The organism is Actinokineospora bangkokensis, assembly GCF_001940455.1.
Taxonomy (GTDB): Bacteria; Actinomycetota; Actinomycetes; order Mycobacteriales; family Pseudonocardiaceae; genus Actinokineospora; species Actinokineospora bangkokensis.
In genome coordinates this window covers 163034-183666 of the sequence record NZ_MKQR01000026.1, presented here as the reverse complement: position 1 = coordinate 183666, position 20633 = coordinate 163034, and the positions used below count along the sequence as shown (strand labels likewise).

The window sequence follows — 20633 nt, the reverse complement described above, 5'->3', positions numbered from 1 at the left end:
CGTGGTGGAGCAGGGCCGCGACCAGGGCATCCGGATCAGCGCGGCGGAGCGGGACGAGGCGGTGCGGCTGCTGGCCGCCCACCTCGCCACCGGTCGGCTGGAGCTGGACGAGTACGAGTTCCGCTGCGTGCGCGCGGGTGCCGCGCGCACGCGGTCGGAGCTGGAGGCGCTGTTCACCGACCTGCCCGCCCCGCACCCCGACATGAGCGCCGCCCGCAGCCCGCTGCGGGCGGTGCGGGACGCGGCGGGCAAGTCGGGGCGCACCCCGCCGGACGGCCTGCTGGCCACCCCGCTGAGCGAGGCGCTGGGGACGCTGTGCGCGCTGACGCTGGTGCTGGGCATCCCCGGTGCCATCGTCCTGACGGCGTTCACCGGCGCCTGGTGGACGATCGTGGCGACCGTGCTGGTGACGATCGCGGCGGGCACCCTGGAGAGCGCCGCCCGCCGCCGCCCCTGAGAGCGCCCTCAGCTGCCCGGTCGGAGCATCGGGGTGGTGAGCGACCCCCAGCCCGACCTGCGCATCGGCGACGCCGAGCGGGAGACCGCGCTGCGCCTGCTCGGTGAGCACATGGCCGCGGGCCGCCTCGACGTCGAGGAGTACGGCGACCGCTCCGCCACCGCCACCACCGCCAGGACCCGCGGCGACCTGCTGGCCCTGTTCAGCGACCTGCCCGAGCCCAAGCCCCGCTTCGACGCCCCCGCCCGCGCCCCGCACCCCGGCCGCCTGGCCCGCCGCCCCGGCCCGCCGGTCGCCCTGGCCCCCGTGCTGCTCGCGCTGATGATCACCCTCGTGATCGCCACCAAGGGCCTCGCCCTCCCCTTCCTCATCGCCCCCCTGATGTGGCTCGCCGCCGCCCGCGGCCGCCACTGGGGCGGCCGTCCCTGACCCCGGCCGCGCTGGCCCTGCCTCGCCCCGCGCTGCCCCCGCTCATGCCCCTGTGGACAACTCGCGATCTTGAGCGCGGGTTGTCGGTCCTGCGTGGCAGAGTGGAAATCGGGGGTCCCCCTGGGCCTGTGGATGGTTTCGCCTGGTGGCGGGTGTTGTGTGGTAAGGGCGGGTGCTTGTGGCCGCGTGGGCCTGCGGTGTGGCGCGGTGCTGGGTGGACCTGTGGACAACTCGCGATCTTGAGGCCTGGGGTGTCGTGGTGTGCTGGGAGGATGGAATTCGGGGGTCCCCCTGGGGCTGTGGATGGAGCGACCTGGGTGGGGCGGATCTGTGCTAGGCGCGGCTCGGTGCGGGTGGGGGTGTTCGTGCGGGGATGGGTGGTGCGCAGGCGGGGTGGGGTGGATCGGGGGCGGGGGTGTCGGGGGTGGGGGATAGCGTGGGGGCGTGGAACCGGTGGAGATCAACGCGGGGACCTGCTACCTGCGGGGTTTCCGGGCCGACGAGCTGATGGACGACCGGCCCGCGCTGGTGGAGGGGTTCGCCGACGCGGAGTGCAGGCGGTGGTTGCCGTTCATCCGGGTGGGGTCGCTGGTCGAGGCGGGCGAGTACGTCGAGCGGCGGCGGGCGGAGTGGGTCGAGGAGACGCGGTTGTCGTGGGTGGCGGCGGAGCCGACGACGGGGCGGTTCCTGGCCGAGGTGCTGATCAAGGGGCTGGACCTGGCCCGGGGGGTGGGCGAGGTGGGGTACTGGGCGCACCCGGTGGCCCGGGGGCGCGGGGTGGTGACCGACGCGGTGGGGGCCGTGGTGCGGTTCGGGTTCGGGGGGTTGGGGCTGCGGGAGCTGACCTGCACCGTCGGGGTGGGGAACACGGCGTCGCTGCGGGTGGCGGAGCGGGTGGGGTTCACCTCCTTGCGTGAGATCGACGACACCTGGGTACTGGTCATGCGTAACCCGAGGGTGGATCCTGACGTTGTACGGGGCGAAACGGTGTGAAGCCGGCGGGTTGCGGAACCGAGGCGGCCCGGTGCACGTCTGAGACATGGCACGGGAACGGTCGAATCCGAGGGTGGGCACTCGGTAGAGTCGGTGCGCACAGGGGAGACGGGGAGGCGTCGTGGCACCAGCGGGACACGGGCACGGCAACCAGGGCGGGCCGGGGGGACGGGGTGACGACCCGCTCGACGTGCTGAACGTCGCGCCCGAGGCGGTGCCGGGGCTGCGCGCCGCCTTCGCGGAGGCGCTCGCGCGGGTCGACGGGGAGCTCGGGCTCGACGACATCGGGCTGCGGGTCGAGCCGTGGGCCAAGGACCCGGTCAGCCTGGAGGCCGCCACCGCGGTCAACGGGCTCGCCGCCGACGACCAGGAGCGGGCCGCGCTGCTGGCCCTGCGGTCGTTCCGCGCGCAGCTCGACACCGCCGTGCACAACCTGGACAAGGTCGCCGAGCACTACCGGCTGCTGGAGGAGGACAACTCGGCCACGGTCACCCAGCGGGGCCAGGGCTAGGCGAGCAGGACCGGCAAGGGGCGAGGGACCACGCAGGGCAAGGGGACGGGCATGACCGAGCAGGCCACGGCGCAGGGCGCCCAGCAGGCGGGGAACCAGCAGCAGCAGCCGCTGCCCGACGAGGTGCGGCGCTGGCGCGGGTTCACCCACGAGGAGCTGTACCGGATGCTGCACGACGGGCCGGGGGCGCAGGCCTCGGCGGACCCGTCGCGCCGCTGGGCGGCGCTGCACGCCGCCCTCACCGAGATCGGCCAGGACCTCGGCGACTCGCTCAGCGCCACCGGCTCGCAGTGGGCCGGTCGCGCGGCGGGCGCCGCCTACGACAAGCTCGCGCCGCTGGCCGTCTGGGCGCAGGCGGGGGCCACCGAGGCCGGGGCGATGCGGTTGCTGGTGGAGAACCAGGCCGACGAGGTCGCCAAGGCCCGCGCGGAGATGCCCGCGCCCGAGGACGTCCCCGCCCAGCAGCCCGACCCGGCCACCGCCCCCGCGCTGACCGTGGTCGGCGTGCAGAACGACGCCGAGCCGGTGGAGGCCGCGCGGTCGGCGGGCGAGCAGAAGGCCTTCGAGGTCATGGCCGCCTACGAGCAGAACACCACGACCAACCTGGCCACCGCGCACGGCTTCGCCAAGCCGACCGCGCTGGCGGGTGTGGAGACGGGCGGGCACGGCACCCGGGGGCCCGGCGTCAACCTGGGCACCGGCATCGCGAACTTCGTCGGCAACCTGCTCACCCCCGGCCACCAGGACCAGCACCGGCCGCCCCAGCACCACGGCGGCGGGTGGCACGGCGGCGGCGAGGGCACCAACCCCGCGTACGCGGGCGTGGTCGACCGCCCCCGGTTCACCCCGCGCCGCCCCTACGGGCCGCCGGTGGGCGCGGGCGGGCCCCACGGCGAGTTCAGCGGTTACCTGCCCGGTCAGGGTGTCCCCGGCCGCGGCGACGACGACCGCGACCGCGAGCGCGTGGTCCGCGGCGGGGCCCCGAGCGGGTCGGCCAACCAGGCGGGCGCCTCCGCGCAGGCCGACCTGCCCCAGAGCGGCGGCCAGGGCGGTCAGGGCGGCTACCAGCCCAGCGGCCACCAGGGCGCCCCGGTCTCGCGCCCCGGCCCGCACGGCCCGGGCGGCTTCACGGGCGCGGGTGCCCTCGGTGGCGACGACTTCACCGCGGCGGGCGCGGCCTCGGCCGGGTCCGCCCCGGGCGCGATGAACCCGGCGGGCGCGGGCGCCGCCCCGGTCGGCGCCGGTGGCGCGGGCGTCCCGGCGGACAACCGGATGGCCCCGCGCCGGTTCGGCACCGAGGCCCTCGGTGGCAGCCAGTGGTTCGGCGACGCCGCCGAGTCGGTGGCCGCGGGCGGTGGCGACGCGGGCGGGCGCCAGACCGGCGGCCGCCGCCGCGACTTCACCGCCGCCGCGGCCGAGCCCGAGCAGGACTTCATCGAGTCGCACGACATCAACGGCGAGGACGTCCACCTGCCGCCGGGCGTCATCGGCGGCTGACCCGCGTGGCGACCGCGCTGTTCGCCGAGCTCCAGGGCCCGCCCGCGCTGCGGGTGTCGGCCCTGGAGCTCGACGTGCTCTGCGACCACCTGGGCATCGAGGTGCCGCTGGTGCTCAGGGTCCCCTCCCCGGGCCGCACCGACCGTGAACGCCGCGACCTGGTCGACCGGGCGTGGGCGTCGCTGGGCGAGCGCGGCCTCGGCAGGCCGGTCGACCTCGACGCCCGGCTGGAGCGGCTGCTGCGCCTGCTCGTGCGCCCCGACCGGGAGGTCGACGGCAGGCTCTGGCACGGCGCCGAGGTCCGCGTCCTGGCCGCCGCCACCGGGCCCGACGCGGTGCTGGCCACCCTCACCGACGACGGGCTGACCCTGGTGGAGGCCGACGCGACCGGGCTGCCCCGGCAGTTGGTGGGCGCGCTGCCGCCCCTCGGGCCAGGGCCGGGCCGGTCGGTGACGCTGCCGTCGTCGGTGTTCGAGGACGCCGCGGCGGTGCCCGCCGCGCAGTTCCCGCAGGCGCTGCGCGAGCGCGGGGTGCGCGCCGACGACGCCACCGCGCTCGGCGAGATGATCAGCGAGGTGGTCGGGCACGGGCGCATCGGCGTGGCCGTGCGGGACCGGTGGGGCAAGCGGCACCGGGCGCCCCGGGTTGTGTCCTATTTCGACACCCCGCAGGGGCGGTACTTGCAGACCCGGCTGCCCTCGCCGGACGGTTCACAGTGGACGACCGTCTCGCCTGCCACGGCGATGGCGTTGCAGCACCAGGTTTCCCGCCTGCTCGGGTCCTATCGGGACTGATCCGCGTCGGCTGCCCTCCGCCGCCCGACCGCGCGCTCACTGGCACGGCCGCACGCTGGTGCGGGGGTACCCCGGGCAAGGGGACCCCTGTTTTCAACGTTACCGGCGGGGGGCGACGGGAATCGATCCCCGCGACGTGGCTGTGGACAACTCGGAGTTGTTGACGGCAAGCGGTGTGGACAACTCGGAGCTGTTGACGGCCAGGCGGTGTGGACGACTCGAAGTTGTGGACGGCCAGGCGGTGTGGACGACTCGAAGTTGTGGACGGCCAGGCGTTGTAGACGACTCGCGGCGCTGGGGAAGACCCCGCGTTGGGGAAGACCCCGCGCTGGGGGTGCCCCGGCGCCGTGGGCGGCTCGGCACCGGGGGCGACCTCGCGGGGGGTGGGCGGGACCGGGCGGTCAGACGACGGGTTCGAGGAGGTAGCGGCGGGATTCGGGGGCGGCGGCGCGGGTGGCGTCGGCGGCCTCGTCGCCGGGTTGGGTCTGGGAGTCGCGTTCGGCGTCGACGCGGGCGAGGTAGACCTCGACCTCGCGGGTGGTGGTGTCGGCGTCCCAGCCGAGGACGGGGGCGACGAGTTCGGCGACCTGCTGGGCGCAGGCGACGCCGCGGTGGGGGTACTCGATGGAGATGCGGGTGCGCCGGGCGAGGATGTCCTCCAGGTGCAGGGCGCCCTCGTGGGAGGCGGCGTAGACGGCCTCGCAGCGCAGGTAGTCGGGGGCCTCGTCGATGGGCTTGAGCAGGTCGGGGTCGTCGTCGGCCAGGGCGAGGACGTCGTGCAGCAGGGAGCCGTAGCGGTCGAGCAGGTGGCGGACCCGGTAGGGGTGCAGGCCGTGGCGGCTGGCGAGCAGGTCGGTCTGGTTGACCAGGGCGTGGTAGCCGTCGGCGCCCAGCAGGGGCACCTGGTCGGTGATCGAGGGTTGCAGGCGGCCGCGCAGGTCGACCGCGGCGGCGTCGACGGCGTCCTTGGCCATGACCCGGTAGGTGGTGTACTTGCCGCCCGCGATGGCCACCAGGCCGGGGGCGACCCTGGCCACGGCGTGCTCGCGGGAGAGCTTGGAGGTCTGCTCGTCCTCGCCCGCCAGCAGGGGGCGCAGGCCCGCGTAGACGCCCTCGATGTCGTCGTGGGTGAGCGGGGTGGCCAGGACCTTGTTGACGTGTTCGAGGATGTAGTCGATGTCGGCCCTGGTCGCCGCGGGGTGCGCCAGGTCGAGGTTCCAGTCGGTGTCGGTGGTGCCGACGATCCAGTGGTTGCGCCACGGGATGACGAACAGCACCGACTTCTCCGTGCGCAGGATCAGCCCGGTGTCCTCGGAGACGATGCGGTCGCGCGGCACCACGATGTGCACGCCCTTGGACGCGCGCACCCGGAACCGGCCCCGGGAGCCCGACGCCTTCTGCATCTCGTCGGTCCACACCCCGGTGCAGTTGACCACCACGCCCGCGCGGACGTCGACCTCCTGACCGCTCTCCACGTCGCGCACCCGCACCCCGGACACCCGGTCCGCCTCGCGGACGAAGTCCACCACCTGCGTGGAGGTGCGCACGACGGCGCCGTAGTGGGCGGCGGTGCGGGCCACGGTCATGGTGTGCCGGGCGTCGTCGGCCTGGGCGTCGAAGTAGCGGATGCCGCCGATCAGCGCGTCGCGCTTGAGCGCGGGCAGCATCCGCTGCGCGCCCGAGCGGGTCAGGTGCTTCTGGCCGGGCACCGAGCGGGAGCCGCCCATCGAGTCGTAGAGGAACAGCCCGGCCGCGGTGTAGGGCCGCTCCCACACCCGGTGGGTGAGCGGGTACAGGAACGCCACCGGCTTGACCAGGTGCGGGGCGATCCGGGTGAGCATCAGCTCGCGCTCCCGCAGCGCCTCGCGCACCAGCCCGAACTCCAGCTGCTCCAGGTAGCGCAGGCCGCCGTGGAACAGCTTGCTCGACCGCGACGAGGTGCCCGAGGCCAGGTCGCGGGCCTCCACCAGGGCCACCCGCAGGCCGCGGGTCGCCGCGTCCAGGGCCACCCCGACCCCCACCACGCCGCCGCCGATGACCACCACGTCGAACTGCTCGGACCCGAGCCGCTCCCACGCCGCGGCGCGCTCGGCCGGGCCGAGCACCCCCGTCGAGTCCGCTGTGGATCGCTTGTCGGACACCGTGCCTCCCGCCGGATCGGATGCCCCCAACGCTACCCGCGACACGCGCACGGTGCGCGAAACCCAGCCGTGGACAGCCGCGTGAACTTGGCGGTAGCGTCCGAAGTCACTCAGGGTGGGCGCCGCGGCCGCCCGACCGGCGGCCGCGCGCTGCCCATCCCCGTCGAAGGGATTCCGGTCGGTGGGCTTCGGTGAGATCGTCCTCTGGGAGTTTCTGGGTACCGCTGCGCTGACCCTGCTCGGCTGCGGTGTGGTCGCCAACACCGTGCTGCGCTCGTCGCTGGGCGCGGGCGGCGGGTGGCTGCTGGTCAACATGGGCTGGGGCATGGCGGTCTTCGTCGGCGCCAGCATCGCCGCCCCCACCGGGGCGCACCTCAACCCGGCCGTCACGATCGGCCTGCTCACCGCGGGCAAGCTGCCCGCCGGGGACGTCCCGGCCTACCTCATCGGTGAGCTGGCGGGCGCGTTCCTCGGCGCGGTGCTGTGCTGGGTGGCCTACAAGCTCCAGTTCGACGACCACGACGAGCCCGGGAACACGCTCGGGATCTTCGCCACCGGCCCCACCGTGCGCAACCTGCCCTGGAACGTCGCCACCGAGGTCATCGGCACCTTCGTGCTGATCCTGTGGGTCCTGCTGTCCCCCGGTGCCAAGGTGGGCGAGGAGGGCGTGCCGAACTTCGGCAACTCCGCGCTGGGCTACGCCGCGGTGATGTTCGTCGTCATCGGCATCGGCAACTCCCTCGGCGGCCCGACCGGGTACGCCATCAACCCCGCCCGCGACCTCGGCCCGCGCCTCGCCTACGCGGTGCTGCCGATCCGGGGCAAGGGCGGTGCCGACTGGGGGTACTCCTGGGTCCCCGTGGTCGGCCCGCTGGTCGGCGCCGTGCTCGCCGGCCTGCTGTTCCGCGTCCTGCCCGCCGCCTGACCGCCCCCGAAAGGCAGATCACCGAAGATGACCACCTACGTCGCCGCCATCGACCAGGGCACCACCTCCACCCGCTGCATGATCTTCAGCCACGCGGGCGAGGTGGTCGCGGTGGACCAGCGCGAGCACGAGCAGATCTTCCCCAGGGCGGGGTGGGTCGAGCACGACCCCGCCGAGGTGTGGGAGAACACCCGCGCCGTGGCCGCGGGCGCGCTGGCCAAGGCCGACCTGACCGCCGCCGACATCGCCGCCGTCGGCATCACCAACCAGCGCGAGACCGCCGTGGTGTGGGACCGCGCCACCGGTGCGCCGGTGTACAACGCGATCGTCTGGCAGGACACCCGCACCGACCGCATCGCCACCGAGCTGGGCAACCTCGGCGGCGGGCAGGAGCGCTACCGCGACCGCACCGGCCTGCCGCTGGCCACCTACTTCTCCGGGCCCAAGGTCAAGTGGGTGCTGGACAACGTCGAGGGCGCGCGCGAGCGGGCCGAGGCGGGCGAGCTGCTGTTCGGCAACATGGACACCTGGCTGCTGTGGAACATGACCGGCGGGGTCGACGGCGGCGTGCACGTCACCGACCCCACCAACGCCTCGCGCACCCTGCTGATGGACCTGGGGACCCTGGAGTGGGACGCCGACATCGCCGCGGAGATGGGCATCCCGCTGTCGATGCTGCCGGAGATCAGGTCGTCCTCGGAGGTCTACGGCAAGGTCCGCGAGCGCGGCGCGCTGGCCGGGGTGCCGATCGCGGGCATCCTCGGCGACCAGCAGGCGGCCACCTTCGGCCAGGCGTGCCTGTCGCCCGGCGAGGCCAAGAACACCTACGGCACCGGCAACTTCGTGCTGCTCAACACCGGCACCGAGCGGGTGATGAGCGAGAACGGCCTGCTCACCACCGTGTGCTACAAGATCGGGGACAACGCCCCGGTGTACGCGCTGGAGGGCTCGATCGCGGTCACCGGCTCGCTGGTGCAGTGGATCCGCGACAACCTCGGCATGATCACCTCGGCGGCGGAGATCGAGGAGCACGCCCGCTCGGTCGAGGACAACGGCGGCTGCTACTTCGTGCCCGCCTTCTCCGGCCTGTTCGCCCCCTACTGGCGCTCCGACGCCCGCGGCGCGATCGTCGGCCTGACCCGGTTCGTCAACAAGGGCCACCTCGCCCGCGCGGTGCTGGAGGCCACGGCGTTCCAGTCCCGGGAGGTCATCGAGGCGATGAACGCCGACTCCGGCGTGCCGCTCAAGTCGCTCAAGGTCGACGGCGGCATGGTGGTCAACGAGCTGCTCATGCAGTTCCAGGCCGACATCCTCGGCGTGCCGGTGATCCGCCCGGTGGTCGCGGAGACCACCGCGCTCGGCGCCGCCTACGCCGCGGGCCTGGCCGTGGGCTTCTGGGCGGGGGAGGACGACATCCGCCGCAACTGGGCCAAGGACAAGGAGTGGACCCCCGACCTCGACGAGGCCCAGCGGGAGCGCACGTTCACGGAGTGGAAGAAGGCCGTCACCCGCACCTTCGACTGGGTCGAGTCCGACTGACCCGACCGCTCCCGGTGGGCGGCGCCCCCCACCGGGAGCGGCTCGGTCAGTCGGGTTGGCGCGCGGGTGCGGGAAACCCTGTGTCGCAAGGGGTTGTGGTGGGGGAGGAGTGTGGGCTCGCGGTGGGCGGCAAGGGGCGTTGCGGCTTGGGGAGGCGGAAAGGCGTGCGGGCGCGTGGTCGGTTGGGAAGGCTGCGGCGGCGGGTGGTCGGGTGGGCCGGGGGCGTACCCGGGCCGCTGCGGCCACTGGCCCGGGTGGGGGCGCCGGGGTGCGACGGGTGACCGGGGATCACGGGAACCACTGCCGCCACTTGACGATGGTCATGATCGTCCAGAACACCAGGGTGCCCGCCAGCGCGGTGGTGCCGCAGATCGTGCCCGCCTTCGCGACGGCGGCGCCGTCGGCCTCGCCGCGCTTGGCCGCGCCCGCCGCGCTCAACGACAGCAGGAGGCCGGTGGTGCCCAGGACGAGACCCGGGATGAGCATGAGGATGCCGACGAGGCCGAGCGCAGAGCAGATCAGGCCGCCGATGGCCTTGCCGTTCGACCGCGGTTGCTGGGGGAAGCCGAAGGCGCCGGGGTGGGCGTGGGCTGGCGCCTGCTGGTGGCCGGGGAACGGCCCGGGACCAGGGGGCATCGGGTGGCCCGGGGCCGGTGCGTAGCCGGGGGAGTGCCCGGGGGGAGGCGCGTGGCCGGCGTGCGGGGCGTGGGTGGGCGGGTGCGGCGGCGCGGGCCAGGTGGGGCCCGGTCCCTGCGGATGGCCCAGTGGTGGTTGGTGCACGGGGCGGACACTACCGACCCGCGGTGACAGCGCGTGGCCGTTTCACCACGCGCGCGGCTGGACCGGGGTGGCGGTTCGTGGTCGCCACCCCGGTCCCCCGGGTCAGTAGGAGATGCTGCCCGAGGACAGGGCCGCCGCGACGATCAGCACCACGATGACGAACAGCGCGAGGCCGACGACACCGCACACCAGGCCCGCGATGGCGAGGCCCTTGTTGTTGGCCTGGCCCTTGTTGGCCTTGGAGATGCCGACACCGGACAGCGCGATGCCGATGATCGCCAGGATGATCCCGACGAAGCTGAACCAGAAGAGGATGAGGCCGAGCAGGCCGCAGACGAAGCCCCCGGTGCCGATGCCGTTCTGGTACTGCTGCTGGGGGGCGACGCCCTGGTACGGCGCCTGCGGGAACTGGCCGGAGTTCGTGTCGTAGCTCGGGGCGGACGGGGCTGCCTGGTAGCCCTGCGCCGCCGGGTCGGTGGGCTGGGAGTCCGACTGTGGGTAGGTCACGGTGGCGCCTTTCCTGGCTGACGATTTCTTTACCCCCAGTCGGCCGCCGGAGGCGCATCGTTACCGGTGTGACGCGACCGTGACGCGGCCTGCGCGGGCTCAGCGGCGCACGCGCACCGGCTCCGACACCCCCCGCGGCACCTGGCCGATGCCCCCGCAGCGGGGGCAGAAGTCGCGGCGGTTCGGGGCCAGGCCCGAGCCGAGGCACTCCGGGCATTCGGTTCGTGCGGACATGGTGGTCCTCCATGACAACCTGTGGCGCAACAGGGCCACCATGAGTACCGCTTTCGATGTCAATTGACTAGACAAGCTGATTGCATTCACCCGATCTTGCTAAAAATAGCCACGCAGAGCGACATTCACCCGATCCACACCAGCACTGCGTCACCACCCGAGGCCAACGACCCGTCGAGCGGCGCGCCGCCCGGAACCGGGTCCAGCGGCTCGTGCGGCACCGGGATCGGCCACGTCGGGTCCTGCTCGGCCCTGGCGGGCGCCGGGGCCACCGGGCGCGGACCCCCGCGGCGGGTCAGTCCAGGTCGTCGTGGCGCATGAGCTGGCGGCCCGCCTCGGTGACCGACCCGGACAGCGACGGGTACACCGAGAAGGTCAGCGCCAGGTCGTCCACCGTCAGCTGGTTCTGCACGGCCAGCGCGATCGGCAGGATCAGCTCGCTCGCGCTCGGCCCCACGATCACCCCGCCGATCACCACCCCGGTCGCCGGGCGGCAGAACAGCTTGACGAAACCGCGCCGCAGCCCCGACATCTTCGCCCGCGGGTTCGTCGCCAGCGGCAGCATCACCGTGCGCGCGGGCACCGCCCCGGAGTCGATGGCCTGCTGGTTGATGCCGACCGTGGCGATCTCCGGGTGCGTGAACACGTTGGCCGCCACCGTCTTCAGCTTGATCGGCGCCACGCCCTCGCCCAGCGCGTGCCACATCGCGATGCGGCCCTGCATCGCCGCGACGCTGGCCAGCATCAGCACGCCGGTGCAGTCGCCCGCGGCGTAGACGCCCGCGACACCGGTGCGCGACACCCGGTCCACCGCCAGGAACCCGCCGGGGCCCGGCTCCAGGCCCACCTTCTCCAGGCCGATGCCCTCGGTGTTCGGGATGGACCCCACCGTCATCAGCGCGTGCGTGGCACGCACCGTCTCCCCGCCGCGCAGGTGCACGGTGACACCGGTGGCGTCGCGGTCGATCTTCTCCGCGCGCGCGTGCTTGACCAGCGTGGTGCCGCGCTCGGAGAACACGTCCTCCAGCACCGCGGCGGCGTCGGCGTCCTCGTGCGGCAGCACCCGGTCGCGGCTGGAGATCACCGTGACCTGCACGCCCATCTCGATGAACGCCGAGGCGAACTCCGCGCCGGTGACGCCGGAGCCGACCACCACCAGGTGCTCGGGCAGCTCCTCCAGGTCGTAGATCTGGCGCCAGTCCAGCACCCGCTTGCCGTCCGGCTCGGCGCCCGGGATCACCCGGGGGGTGGCGCCGGTGGCGATGAGCACCACGTCGGCGTCGAGCACCTCCGCGCCGTCGCGCCCCTCCACCGCGACCCGGTGGGTGGCCATGCCCGGCCGCGGGTCGTCGAACCGCGCGGTGCCGTGCAGCACCCGCACGCCCTCGCGCTGCACCCGGTTGCGGATGTCGGCCGACTGCGCCAGCGCCAGGCCCTTGACCCGGCCGCGCACCACCGGCAGGTGCACGGTGGAGTCCACGTCGTCGGTGCCGATGCCCAGTTCGTCGGCGTCGCGGAAGGCCACCCGCGCGCCCGCCGAGGCGATGAAGGTCTTCGACGGCACGCAGTCGTAGAGCACGCACGCCCCGCCGAGGCCGTCGCGCTCGACGACGGTCACCTCCGCCCCGTGCTGCGCCGCGACCAGCGCCGCCTCGTAGCCGGCCGGACCCCCGCCCATGATCACGATCCGGGTCACGTGCAGGTCCTCCCTCGTCGGCGGCTGGTGGGGCCGGGTGGCACCGGCCCTCGCGTCCAGCCACACCCTATGCGCGCCGCTCCCGCGCCCGCCGCACAGGCGGGCGATCGGTGATCCACCGCGCGGCTGCCTGGCGCGCGGCGCCATCCTCAGTAGGCTGTCGGCGTGCCGCTCTACGCCGCGTACGGGTCGAACATGGACCCGAACCAGATGATGGAACGAGCCCCGCACTCGCCGATGGCGGGAACCGGCTGGCTGGTCGGGTGGCGGCTGACCTTCGGCGGCGAGGACCTCGGCTGGGAGGGCGCGCTGTCCACCGTCGTCGAGGACCCCGACTCGCAGGTCTTCGTCGTCCTCTACGACGTCACCGAGGAGGACGAGAAGGACCTCGACCGCTGGGAGGGCTCCGAGCTGGGCCTGCACCACAAGATCAGGCTGCGGGTGCAGACGCTGGAGGGCTCGGTGCTGGCCTGGCTGTACGTGCTCGACGCCTACGAGGGCGGGCTGCCCTCGGCGCACTACCTGGGGGTGGTCGCCGACGCCGCGGAGGCCGCGGGGGCACCTGCGGACTACGTGGCTGACCTGCGGATACGGCCGTGCACGGGTATCGGTCCCGCCACCAGCTGAGCGGGACGGGGCTCTTGAGGCGGCCTGGGTGGGTGGCCCGGTTGGGTGGATCCGCTTGGTCGGGGCCCCTACGGCGATCATGTGCTGCGGGCGGGGAAAAGGCGGGCTGGAAAGACGCCCGCCCGTCCCTTTTAGGTAGCACATGATCGCCTCCCCCGACCAAGCGAATCCACCCAACCGGGCAGGGCCTGCTGTCCGGGTTCGGCTTGTGTGGGTGGGCGCCTCTGTGAACCACCTACTACCCACTAGGCACTACTCGCCGCTCACCGCCTGCCAACGCCACCGGCCACCTGCTTGGGCAGGTGGCCGGTGGCGTTGGCAGGTGCGGTGGGGCCGTCAGGCGGTGAGGGCGGCCAGGGCGGTGTGGGTCATGACGCGGATGCCGGTCAGCAGGGCCCGCTCGTCGAGCTGGAAGGTGGGTTGGTGCAGGTCGCGCATGGGGCCCTCGCCGGGCCAGACGCCCAGGCGCATGAAGGAGCCGGGGATCTCCTCCAGGTACCAGCCGAAGTCCTCGCCGCCGCTGGACTGCTTGGTGGTGGTGAGGGCGGCGGGGCCCAGCGCGGCGGTGACGGCGCCTTCGAGCAGGACGGTGCTCTGGGCGTCGTTGACGACCGGGGGGACGCCGCGGCGGTGGTGGAGGTCGTAGCCGACGCCGGTGGGGACGAGCAGGGACTGGACCAGGTCGGCGACGAGGGGCTGGAGGTCGGCCCAGACGGTGGGGTCGCCGGTGCGCAGGGTGCCGCGCAGCAGGCCGTCGCGGGGGACGGCGTTGGGGGCCTCGCCCGCGTGGACCGCGCCCCAGACCAGGACGGTGCCGGAGCGGGGGTCGACGCGGCGGGAGAGCAGGGCGGGCAGGCCGGTGATGACGGTGCCCAGGGCGTGCACCAGGTCCGCGGTGAGGTGCGGGCGGGAGGTGTGGCCGCCGGGGGAGGTCAGGTGCAGCTCCAGCAGGTCGGTGGCCGAGGTGATGGCGCCGACCCGGGTGCCCACCCGGCCGACCTCCAGGCGCGGGTCGCAGTGCAGGCCGAAGATGCGCTCCACGCCCGCGAGCCCGCCCGCCTCGATGACCTCCAGGGCGCCGCCGGGCATGACCTCCTCGGCGGGCTGGAACACCAGGCGGACCCGGCCGGGCAGCTCGTCGGCCACCGAGGCCAGGGCCAGGCCCGCGGCCAGCAGGATCGTGGTGTGGGCGTCGTGGCCGCAGGCGTGGCAGGCGCCCTCGGCGGTGGCCGCGTAGGGCAGGCCGGTCGCCTCGGTCAGCGGCAGCGCGTCCATGTCCGCGCGCAGCGCCACGCAGCGGTCGCCGGTGCCGATGTCGCAGGTCAGGCCGGTGCCGCCGGGCATCACCTGCGGTTGCAGGCCCGCCTGCTTGAGCAGGCCCGCGACCAGTTCGGTGGTGCCGAACTCCTGGCGGGACAGCTCGGGGTTGGCGTGCACGTGCCGGAACCACGCCTGCACGTCCGCCGCGTTCGCCAGCAGCCACGCGTCCAACCACGCGGGCCCGCGGCCCGCCCCGAGGTCCTCCACAGCAGTCATGCTGACGCCACCGGAGCTGATCAGCACACCGGGGTGGCCCCCCGCCCCCGTGCGCTCGCCGTCCGCGGGCCGGTCCGGTCGGGAATCCAGCACGGTCATCGCAACCCCCCAGTTGTGATCTCGATCTCGTGTGCGCAATCCATCCCCACCGATCCTGCCGCACGCGTCCCCCGGCTCCGGGCCGGGCATGCGCGGTGGGCGGTCCGTGGTCGGGCTGCTGCGCTGAGCGGCGCCCCCGGTTCAGGGGCGCCGAACTGGGTGATCAAGACCAGTGCACCGCCCGGTGGGACCAACGGTCGGTGCAGGGGTGGTGGCGGTGTGTGGCGAGGACGGCCATCGGGGTCGGCAGGGGATCACCCTGATGGGTGAGACACCACCGGACGGGTGATGAACCCGGGATCAGCTCGCCTTCTTCTTCGCGCGCACCCGGTTGCCGTAGATGACGATGCCGAGCAGCACGATCGCGGCCACGCCCACCACCACGGTGTTGCGGGCCTTGTCGGCCTCCTCCTGGCTGCCCGGGGCGGGGGTGGTGGTCGTCGTGGGCGGTGCCGGTTGGGCGAGCGCGGGCTGGGCGGCGGCCACGGGGGCGCCCAGCAGGAACACCACGAGCACGGCCAGCAGCAGTCGGGTCGCGCGGACGGGCATGCGCCTGCCCTCCAGGGGGTCGGGGGTCCGGGTCGTCACCAAGGTTAGTCGGACCGGTCACGCTGTGCGAAGGCCGCGAGGATCTCCTGCGCCGCCAGCGTCGCGGTCAGCTCCCCGGCCCGCACCCGCCGCTCCAGCTCCGGGGCCACCGCCTTGACCGCCGGGTGCCCGGTGAGCTGGGCCAGCAGCGAGTCGCGCACCATCGACCAGGTCCACTCGACCTGCTGGCCGCGCCGCTTCTCGGCCAGCTCGCCGGTGCCGTCGAGGGTCTTGTGGTGCTCGCGCACCTGGTCCCACAGCGCGTCCAGGCCCAGGTTCTCCCGGCCGCTGCACGTCAGCACCGGCGGGGTCCACGAGGCGTCCGGGTTGCGCAGCAGCCGCAGCGCGCCCGCCAGCTCCCGCGCCGCCTTCTGCGCCTCCCTGGCGTGCTCGCCGTCGGCCTTGTTGACCGCGATGACGTCGGCCAGCTCCAGCACGCCCTTCTTGATGCCCTGGAGCTGGTCGCCGGTCCTGGCCAGGGTGAGGAACAGGAAGCAGTCGACCATCCCCGCCACCGTCGTCTCCGACTGCCCGACGCCCACGGTCTCCACCAGCACCGTGTCGAACCCGGCCGCCTCCATCAGCACGATCGTCTCCCGGGTGGCCTGGGCGACCCCGCCCAGCGTCCCGGAGGTGGGCGAGGGCCGGATGTAGGCGGCCGGGTCCACCGCCAGCCGCTGCATCCTGGTCTTGTCGCCCAGGATCGAGCCGCCGGTGCGCGTCGACGACGGGTCGACCGCCAGCACCGCGACCCGGTGGCCCGCCGAGGTCAGGTTCGTGCCCAGGGCGTCGATGAAGGTGGACTTGCCGACGCCGGGCACGCCGGTGATGCCCACCCGGTGCGCGCCCCCGGCGTGCGGCAGCAGCTCGACCAGCACCTCCTGGGCGAGGGCCCGGTGGTCGGCGCGGCGCGACTCCACCAGGGTGATCGCCCGCGACAGCAGTCCCCTGTCCCCGGCGAGCACGCCCTTGACCAGCGTCGGCACGTCCGGCAGCGCCCGACTAGCCAAGCTCGTACCCGTGCTGGGCGGCGAGCGCGCGCAGCAGCTCCGCGGCGGCGTCGGCGATGACCGTCCCCGGGGGGAAGATCGCCGCGGCACCGGCGGCCCGCAGCTCGTCGAAGTCCTGCGGCGGGATCACCCCGCCGACGACGACCATGATGTCCTCGCGGCCCAGCCCGGCCAGCTCCTCGCGCAGCGCGGGCACCAGGGTGAGGTGGCCCGCGGCGAGCGAGTTCACCCCGACGATGTGCACGTCGGCCTCGACGGCCTGGCGCGCGACCTCGCCGGGGGTGGAGAACAGCGGGCCCACGTCGACGTCGAAGCCGAGGTCGGCGAAGGCGGTGGCGATCACCTTCTGGCCGCGGTCGTGGCCGTCCTGGCCCATCTTGGCGACCAGGATGCGCGGGCGCCGCCCGTCCTGCTCGGCGAACGCGTCGACGACCGCGCGCGCCTCGTCCACGTTGGACACCCCGGCCCCCACCTCGTCGCGGTAGACGCCGGAGATCGTGCGGATCTGCGCGGCGTGGCGGCCCCAGACCTTGCCCAGGGCCTCGGAGATCTCACCGACGGTGGCCTTGGCGCGGGCGGCGTCGATGGCCAGCTCCAGCAGGTTGCCCTCGGCGTCGGCGGCCCGGGTCAGCGCGTCCAACCTGGACTGCACGGCCTGCTCGTCGCGCTCCGCGCGCAACCGGCGCAGCTTCTCCACCTGCTGCGCCCGCACGCCGGCGTTGTCGACCTTGAGCACGTCGATCTGCTCGTCCTCGGCGACCCGGTACTTGTTGACCCCGATCACCGGCTGGCGCCCGGAGTCGATGCGCGCCTGGGTGCGCGCGGCGGCCTCCTCGATGCGCAGCTTGGGGATGCCCGCGTCGATCGCCTGGGCCATCCCGCCCGCGGCCTCGACCTCGCTGATGTGCGCCCACGCCTTGCGCGCCAGGTCGTAGGTGAGCCTCTCGACGAACGAGCTGCCGCCCCACGGGTCGATGACCCTGGTCGTGCCCGACTCCTGCTGAAGCAGCAGCTGGGTGTTGCGGGCGATGCGCGCGGAGAAGTCGGTGGGCAGCGCCAGCGCCTCGTCCAGGGCGTTGGTGTGCAGCGACTGGGTGTGCCCCTGGGTGGCGGCCATCGCCTCCACGCAGGTGCGGATGACGTTGTTGTAGACGTCCTGGGCGGTGAGCGACCAGCCCGAGGTCTGGCAGTGCGTGCGCAGGCTCAGCGACTTGGTCGACCGCGGCTCGAACTGCTTGACCAGCTTGGCCCACAGCAGCCGGGCCGCGCGCATCTTCGCGACCTCCATGAAGAAGTTCATGCCGATGGCCCAGAAGAAGCTCAGCCGCGGCGCGAACCGGTCCACGTCCAGCCCGGCGTCGCGCCCGGCCCGGATGTACTCCACGCCGTCGGCCAGCGTGTAGGCCAGCTCCAGGTCGGCGGTCGCCCCGGCCTCCTGCATGTGGTAGCCGGAGATCGAGATGGAGTTGTACTTCGGCATGTTCTGCGAGGTGAACGCGAAGATGTCGGAGATGATCCGCATCGACGGCCGCGGCGGGTAGATGTAGGTGTTGCGGACCATGAACTCCTTGAGGATGTCGTTCTGGATGGTCCCCGCGAGCTGCTCCGGCTTCACCCCCTGCTCCTCGGCCGCCACCACGTAGAGCGCCAGCACCGGCAGCACCGCGCCGTTCATCGTCATCGACACCGACATCCGGTCCAGCGGGATGCCGTCGAAGAGCTGGCGCATGTCGTAGATGGAGTCGATGGCCACGCCCGCCATGCCGACGTCGCCCGCCACCCGGGGGTGGTCGGAGTCGTAGCCGCGGTGGGTGGCCAGGTCGAACGCCACCGACAGGCCCTTCTGGCCCGCGGCCAGGTTGCGCCGGTAGAAGGCGTTGGACTCCTCGGCGGTGGAGAAGCCCGCGTACTGGCGGATCGTCCACGGCTGGTTCACGTACATCGTCGGGTAGGGGCCGCGCAGGAACGGCACCACGCCCGGGTAGGTGCGCAGGAAGTCGATGCCCGCGGTGTCCTCGGCGGTGTACACCGGCTTGACGCCGATGCCCTCCGGGGTCTCCCAGCTCAGCGCGTCGACGCCCTTGCCGGTGGCCTCGTCGAGGGCCTTCTGCCAGTCCGCGGCGCTGGGGGAGCCGGGCTCGCCCAGCTCGACGCCGCTGAAGTCGGGGATGCTCATGCGGGGGCCTCGTCCTTCTCCGGAACGCCCAGGGTCTCCAGCGCGCCGCGCAGCACGGCGAGCGCGTCGCAGCCGGTGAACACGAACTCGTCCACACCGGCGCGCAGGAGCTCGTCGGTGGGCTTGCCCGCCAGGTACACCCGGGCGGCGGTGGCCCCGAGGGCCTCGGCCACCGGGGCGGCCAGCTCGGCGTAGGTCTTGTCGGACCCGCACAGGCAGGCGATCGCGGCGCCGCTGTCGGCGAAGCGGGCGGCGGCGGTCTCCGCGTCGGGGATCACCCCGCCGTCGACCGTCTCGACCCCGCCCGCCTGGAACAGGTTGGCGGCGAACCCGGCGCGCGCGTTGTGCTGCGCCACCGGGCCGAGGGTGGCCAGGAACACCCTGGGGCGCGACCCGGTGGCCGCCAGGTGCGCGTCGGAGCGGTCGCGCAGCTCCTCGTAGGCCTCGGCGTAGCGCACCGCGGGCAGGCCGCCGCCGGGGCGGGCGGGCTCGGGGGTGCGGTGCACGGCCTTCTCGGCCAGGTTGGGGAACTCGCTGACCCCGGTGACGGCGTCGGCGCGGGTGGCCAGGTTGGCCGAGCGGGCCGCCCAGGTGGCCGCGATCCGGTCGCCGACCAGGCCCGAGTCCAGCGCGGCGACGACCCCGCCCGCCCGCTCGATGTCGGTGAACCAGGTCCAGGCCGCCTTGGCCAGCTCGTCGGAGAGCCGCTCGACGTACCAGGAGCCGCCCGCCGGGTCGATGACCCCGGCCAGCTTGGACTCCTCCAGCAGCACCGACTGGGTGTTGCGGGCGATGCGCCGGGCGAACGCGTCGGGCAGGCCGAGCGCGCCGTCGAAGGGCAGCACCGTCACCGCGTCCGCGCCGCCGACGCCCGCGCCGAAGCAGGCGAGCGTGGTGCGCAGCATGTTCACCCACGGGTCGCGGCGGGTCAGCATGGCGGGGCTGGTCACCGCGTGCTGGCGCTGCGCGGCCGCCGCGGCGGAGATGCCGCTGACCTCGGCCACCCGCGCCCACAGCCGCCGCGCCGCGCGCAGCTTGGCGATGGTGAGGAACTGGTCGGCCGAGGCGGCGTAGCGGAACTCCAGCGCCGCGGCGGCGGCGTCGACGTCGAGGCCCGCGTCGGTGAGCGCCCGCAGGTAGGCCACGCCCGCGGCCAGGGTGGCGCCCAGCTCCTCGACGTCGGACCCGCCCGCGGAGTGGAACGGCGTGCCGTCCACCACGATCGTGCGCAGCTGCGGGTGCTGGGCGGTGTCGACGGCCAGCCGGGCGGCCTCGCCCAGCAGCTCGGCGCCCGCGCCGGTGCGCGCGTGCAGGCCGATCGGGTCGGCGCCCAGGTTGCCCTTGACCTCGCTGGCCGGGATGCCCTTGTCGGCGTGCACCCGCAGCAGCTCCCGCGCGGCGGCGGTGAACTCCGCGCCCGCGTCCAGGGTCACCGGCGCCAGGTCCAGGTAGACCTCGGCGAGCACGTCGCCGAGCGCGGCGACCGGCAGGCCCGCGCCGCCCGCGACCAGCCACAGCGAGCTGACCCCGTTCTCCAGGTCGGCCAGCACGGCCTTGGCGGTGGCGGCCGGGTCCGGGTCGGCGTGGCGCTGGCGCACGTCCCAACCGCCCGCGACGTTCCCCTCCGGACGCCCGCCCCGGGTGAACGGCGGCAGGCCGGGGAAGCCCGCGGGCGGGGCCGCGTCGTCGGCGGTGTAGAGCGGGGAGAGCACCACCCCGTCGTAGGTCCTGGTCGACAGCAGCGATTCCGCGGCGCCGTCGAAGTCCTGCGGGTAGGCGCCCGACTTGCGCAGCACGCCCGCGACGAGTTCCTGCCACTGCTCGCGCGCGACCTCGGCGAACTCGCCCGCCAGGGTCAGCTCGGCCGGGGGGTCCTGCTCATCCGGCGCCGCCGCTGGCGCGGAAGGGGGTGTCATGCCCCGCAATGCTACGGAAACCCAGGCTCGGCACCAGGTGGGAGTGCTGTGAATCAAGTCGCGGTTGACAAAGGCCTGTTCCGGTGCGGTTGCGGGGGGCGCTTTTGTCACCCGCGTGCGCTTAACGCCCGCTCACATCCCCGGTCGGACAGAATGGTCGCGTGCCCACCGCGCCCGA

The 20633-nt window shown here is 74.0% G+C and carries 20 protein-coding genes; 9 read left to right on the top strand and 11 right to left on the bottom strand.

What is annotated here, in order from left to right:
- Position 1 precedes the first annotated feature (1 nt).
- The 6 genes from BJP25_RS23445 to BJP25_RS23420 all read left to right on the top strand — a co-directional run bounded on the left by BJP25_RS23445 (position 2) and on the right by BJP25_RS23420 (position 4681).
- Positions 2 to 457: a DUF1707 SHOCT-like domain-containing protein gene (locus BJP25_RS23445; RefSeq protein ID WP_075977166.1), complete on the top strand. Its 456-nt coding sequence runs from the start codon at positions 2 to 4 to the stop codon at positions 455 to 457.
- A 36-nt stretch (positions 458 to 493) separates the two neighbouring features.
- A complete protein-coding gene (locus tag BJP25_RS23440; RefSeq protein ID WP_075977165.1) occupies positions 494 to 886 on the top strand; it encodes a DUF1707 SHOCT-like domain-containing protein in 393 nt (130 codons plus the stop codon).
- A 444-nt stretch (positions 887 to 1330) separates the two neighbouring features.
- Positions 1331 to 1879 (top strand): GNAT family N-acetyltransferase, encoded by a 549-nt coding sequence (locus BJP25_RS23435; protein WP_075977164.1) that lies wholly within the window; start codon positions 1331 to 1333, stop codon positions 1877 to 1879.
- A 121-nt stretch (positions 1880 to 2000) separates the two neighbouring features.
- On the top strand, positions 2001 to 2390 hold the full coding sequence (locus BJP25_RS23430) for a transcriptional regulator (protein ID WP_143219271.1): 390 nt from the start codon (positions 2001 to 2003) through the stop codon (positions 2388 to 2390).
- 51 nt (positions 2391 to 2441) lie between these two features.
- Positions 2442 to 3887, top strand: coding sequence for a PPE domain-containing protein (locus tag BJP25_RS36325; protein ID WP_075977162.1), 1446 nt, complete (start codon positions 2442 to 2444; stop codon positions 3885 to 3887).
- Between the two features lie 5 nt (positions 3888 to 3892).
- A complete protein-coding gene (locus BJP25_RS23420; RefSeq protein WP_075977161.1) occupies positions 3893 to 4681 on the top strand; it encodes an ESX secretion-associated protein EspG in 789 nt (262 codons plus the stop codon).
- 401 nt (positions 4682 to 5082) lie between these two features.
- On the opposite strand, the gene glpD is transcribed toward BJP25_RS23420, so the two are convergent.
- On the bottom strand, positions 5083 to 6822 hold the full coding sequence (gene glpD, locus BJP25_RS23415) for a glycerol-3-phosphate dehydrogenase (protein ID WP_198943591.1): 1740 nt from the start codon (positions 6820 to 6822) through the stop codon (positions 5083 to 5085).
- Positions 6823 to 7003: 181 nt separating this feature from the next.
- Here glpD and BJP25_RS23410 point away from each other — a divergent pair, with 181 nt between their 5' ends.
- Together BJP25_RS23410 and glpK are read left to right on the top strand one after the other, a co-directional pair.
- The gene (locus BJP25_RS23410) at positions 7004 to 7747 is read left to right on the top strand and encodes an MIP/aquaporin family protein (RefSeq protein ID WP_075977159.1); all 744 of its coding nucleotides are present in this window, start codon (positions 7004 to 7006) and stop codon (positions 7745 to 7747) included.
- 27 nt (positions 7748 to 7774) lie between these two features.
- A complete protein-coding gene (gene glpK, locus BJP25_RS23405; protein ID WP_075977158.1) occupies positions 7775 to 9286 on the top strand; it encodes a glycerol kinase GlpK in 1512 nt (503 codons plus the stop codon).
- A gap of 288 nt (positions 9287 to 9574) precedes the next feature.
- On the opposite strand, the gene BJP25_RS23400 is transcribed toward glpK, so the two are convergent.
- The 5 genes from BJP25_RS23400 to BJP25_RS23390 all read right to left on the bottom strand — a co-directional run bounded on the left by BJP25_RS23400 (position 9575) and on the right by BJP25_RS23390 (position 12503).
- Positions 9575 to 9922 carry a hypothetical protein gene (locus tag BJP25_RS23400; RefSeq protein ID WP_075977157.1) on the bottom strand — a complete coding sequence of 116 codons (348 nt, stop codon included), beginning with the start codon at positions 9920 to 9922 and terminating at the stop codon, positions 9575 to 9577.
- 246 nt (positions 9923 to 10168) lie between these two features.
- Positions 10169 to 10573 (bottom strand): DUF4190 domain-containing protein, encoded by a 405-nt coding sequence (locus tag BJP25_RS23395; protein ID WP_075977156.1) that lies wholly within the window; start codon positions 10571 to 10573, stop codon positions 10169 to 10171.
- Positions 10574 to 10672: 99 nt separating this feature from the next.
- The gene (locus tag BJP25_RS36320; RefSeq protein ID WP_269844572.1) at positions 10673 to 10807 is read right to left on the bottom strand and encodes a hypothetical protein; all 135 of its coding nucleotides are present in this window, start codon (positions 10805 to 10807) and stop codon (positions 10673 to 10675) included.
- Between the two features lie 125 nt (positions 10808 to 10932).
- Entirely contained in the window at positions 10933 to 11079 is a 147-nt protein-coding gene (locus tag BJP25_RS34315; protein ID WP_158075707.1) for a hypothetical protein, read from the bottom strand.
- A 23-nt stretch (positions 11080 to 11102) separates the two neighbouring features.
- Positions 11103 to 12503, bottom strand: a complete 1401-nt coding sequence (locus BJP25_RS23390; protein ID WP_075977155.1) for an NAD(P)H-quinone dehydrogenase — start codon at positions 12501 to 12503, stop codon at positions 11103 to 11105.
- A 165-nt stretch (positions 12504 to 12668) separates the two neighbouring features.
- On the opposite strand from BJP25_RS23390, the gene BJP25_RS23385 reads away from it, so the two are divergent.
- Entirely contained in the window at positions 12669 to 13130 is a 462-nt protein-coding gene (locus BJP25_RS23385) for a gamma-glutamylcyclotransferase (RefSeq protein WP_075977154.1), read from the top strand.
- Between the two features lie 336 nt (positions 13131 to 13466).
- Here BJP25_RS23385 and BJP25_RS23380 read toward each other — a convergent pair whose 3' ends face one another.
- The 5 genes from BJP25_RS23380 to BJP25_RS23360 form a co-directional block, all read right to left on the bottom strand.
- On the bottom strand, positions 13467 to 14765 hold the full coding sequence (locus BJP25_RS23380; RefSeq protein ID WP_075977153.1) for an amidohydrolase: 1299 nt from the start codon (positions 14763 to 14765) through the stop codon (positions 13467 to 13469).
- Positions 14766 to 15065: 300 nt separating this feature from the next.
- Positions 15066 to 15353, bottom strand: coding sequence for a hypothetical protein (locus tag BJP25_RS23375; RefSeq protein ID WP_143219270.1), 288 nt, complete (start codon positions 15351 to 15353; stop codon positions 15066 to 15068).
- 5 nt (positions 15354 to 15358) lie between these two features.
- Entirely contained in the window at positions 15359 to 16363 is a 1005-nt protein-coding gene (meaB, locus tag BJP25_RS23370; RefSeq protein ID WP_233158227.1) for a methylmalonyl Co-A mutase-associated GTPase MeaB, read from the bottom strand.
- A complete protein-coding gene (scpA, locus tag BJP25_RS23365) occupies positions 16356 to 18539 on the bottom strand; it encodes a methylmalonyl-CoA mutase (RefSeq protein WP_075977151.1) in 2184 nt (727 codons plus the stop codon). The genes meaB and scpA overlap by 8 nt, the downstream gene beginning before the upstream one ends.
- The gene (locus BJP25_RS23360; protein WP_075977150.1) at positions 18536 to 20455 is read right to left on the bottom strand and encodes a methylmalonyl-CoA mutase family protein; all 1920 of its coding nucleotides are present in this window, start codon (positions 20453 to 20455) and stop codon (positions 18536 to 18538) included. Before BJP25_RS23360 ends, scpA begins: the two co-directional genes overlap by 4 nt.
- Between the last annotated feature and the right edge of the window lie 178 nt (positions 20456 to 20633).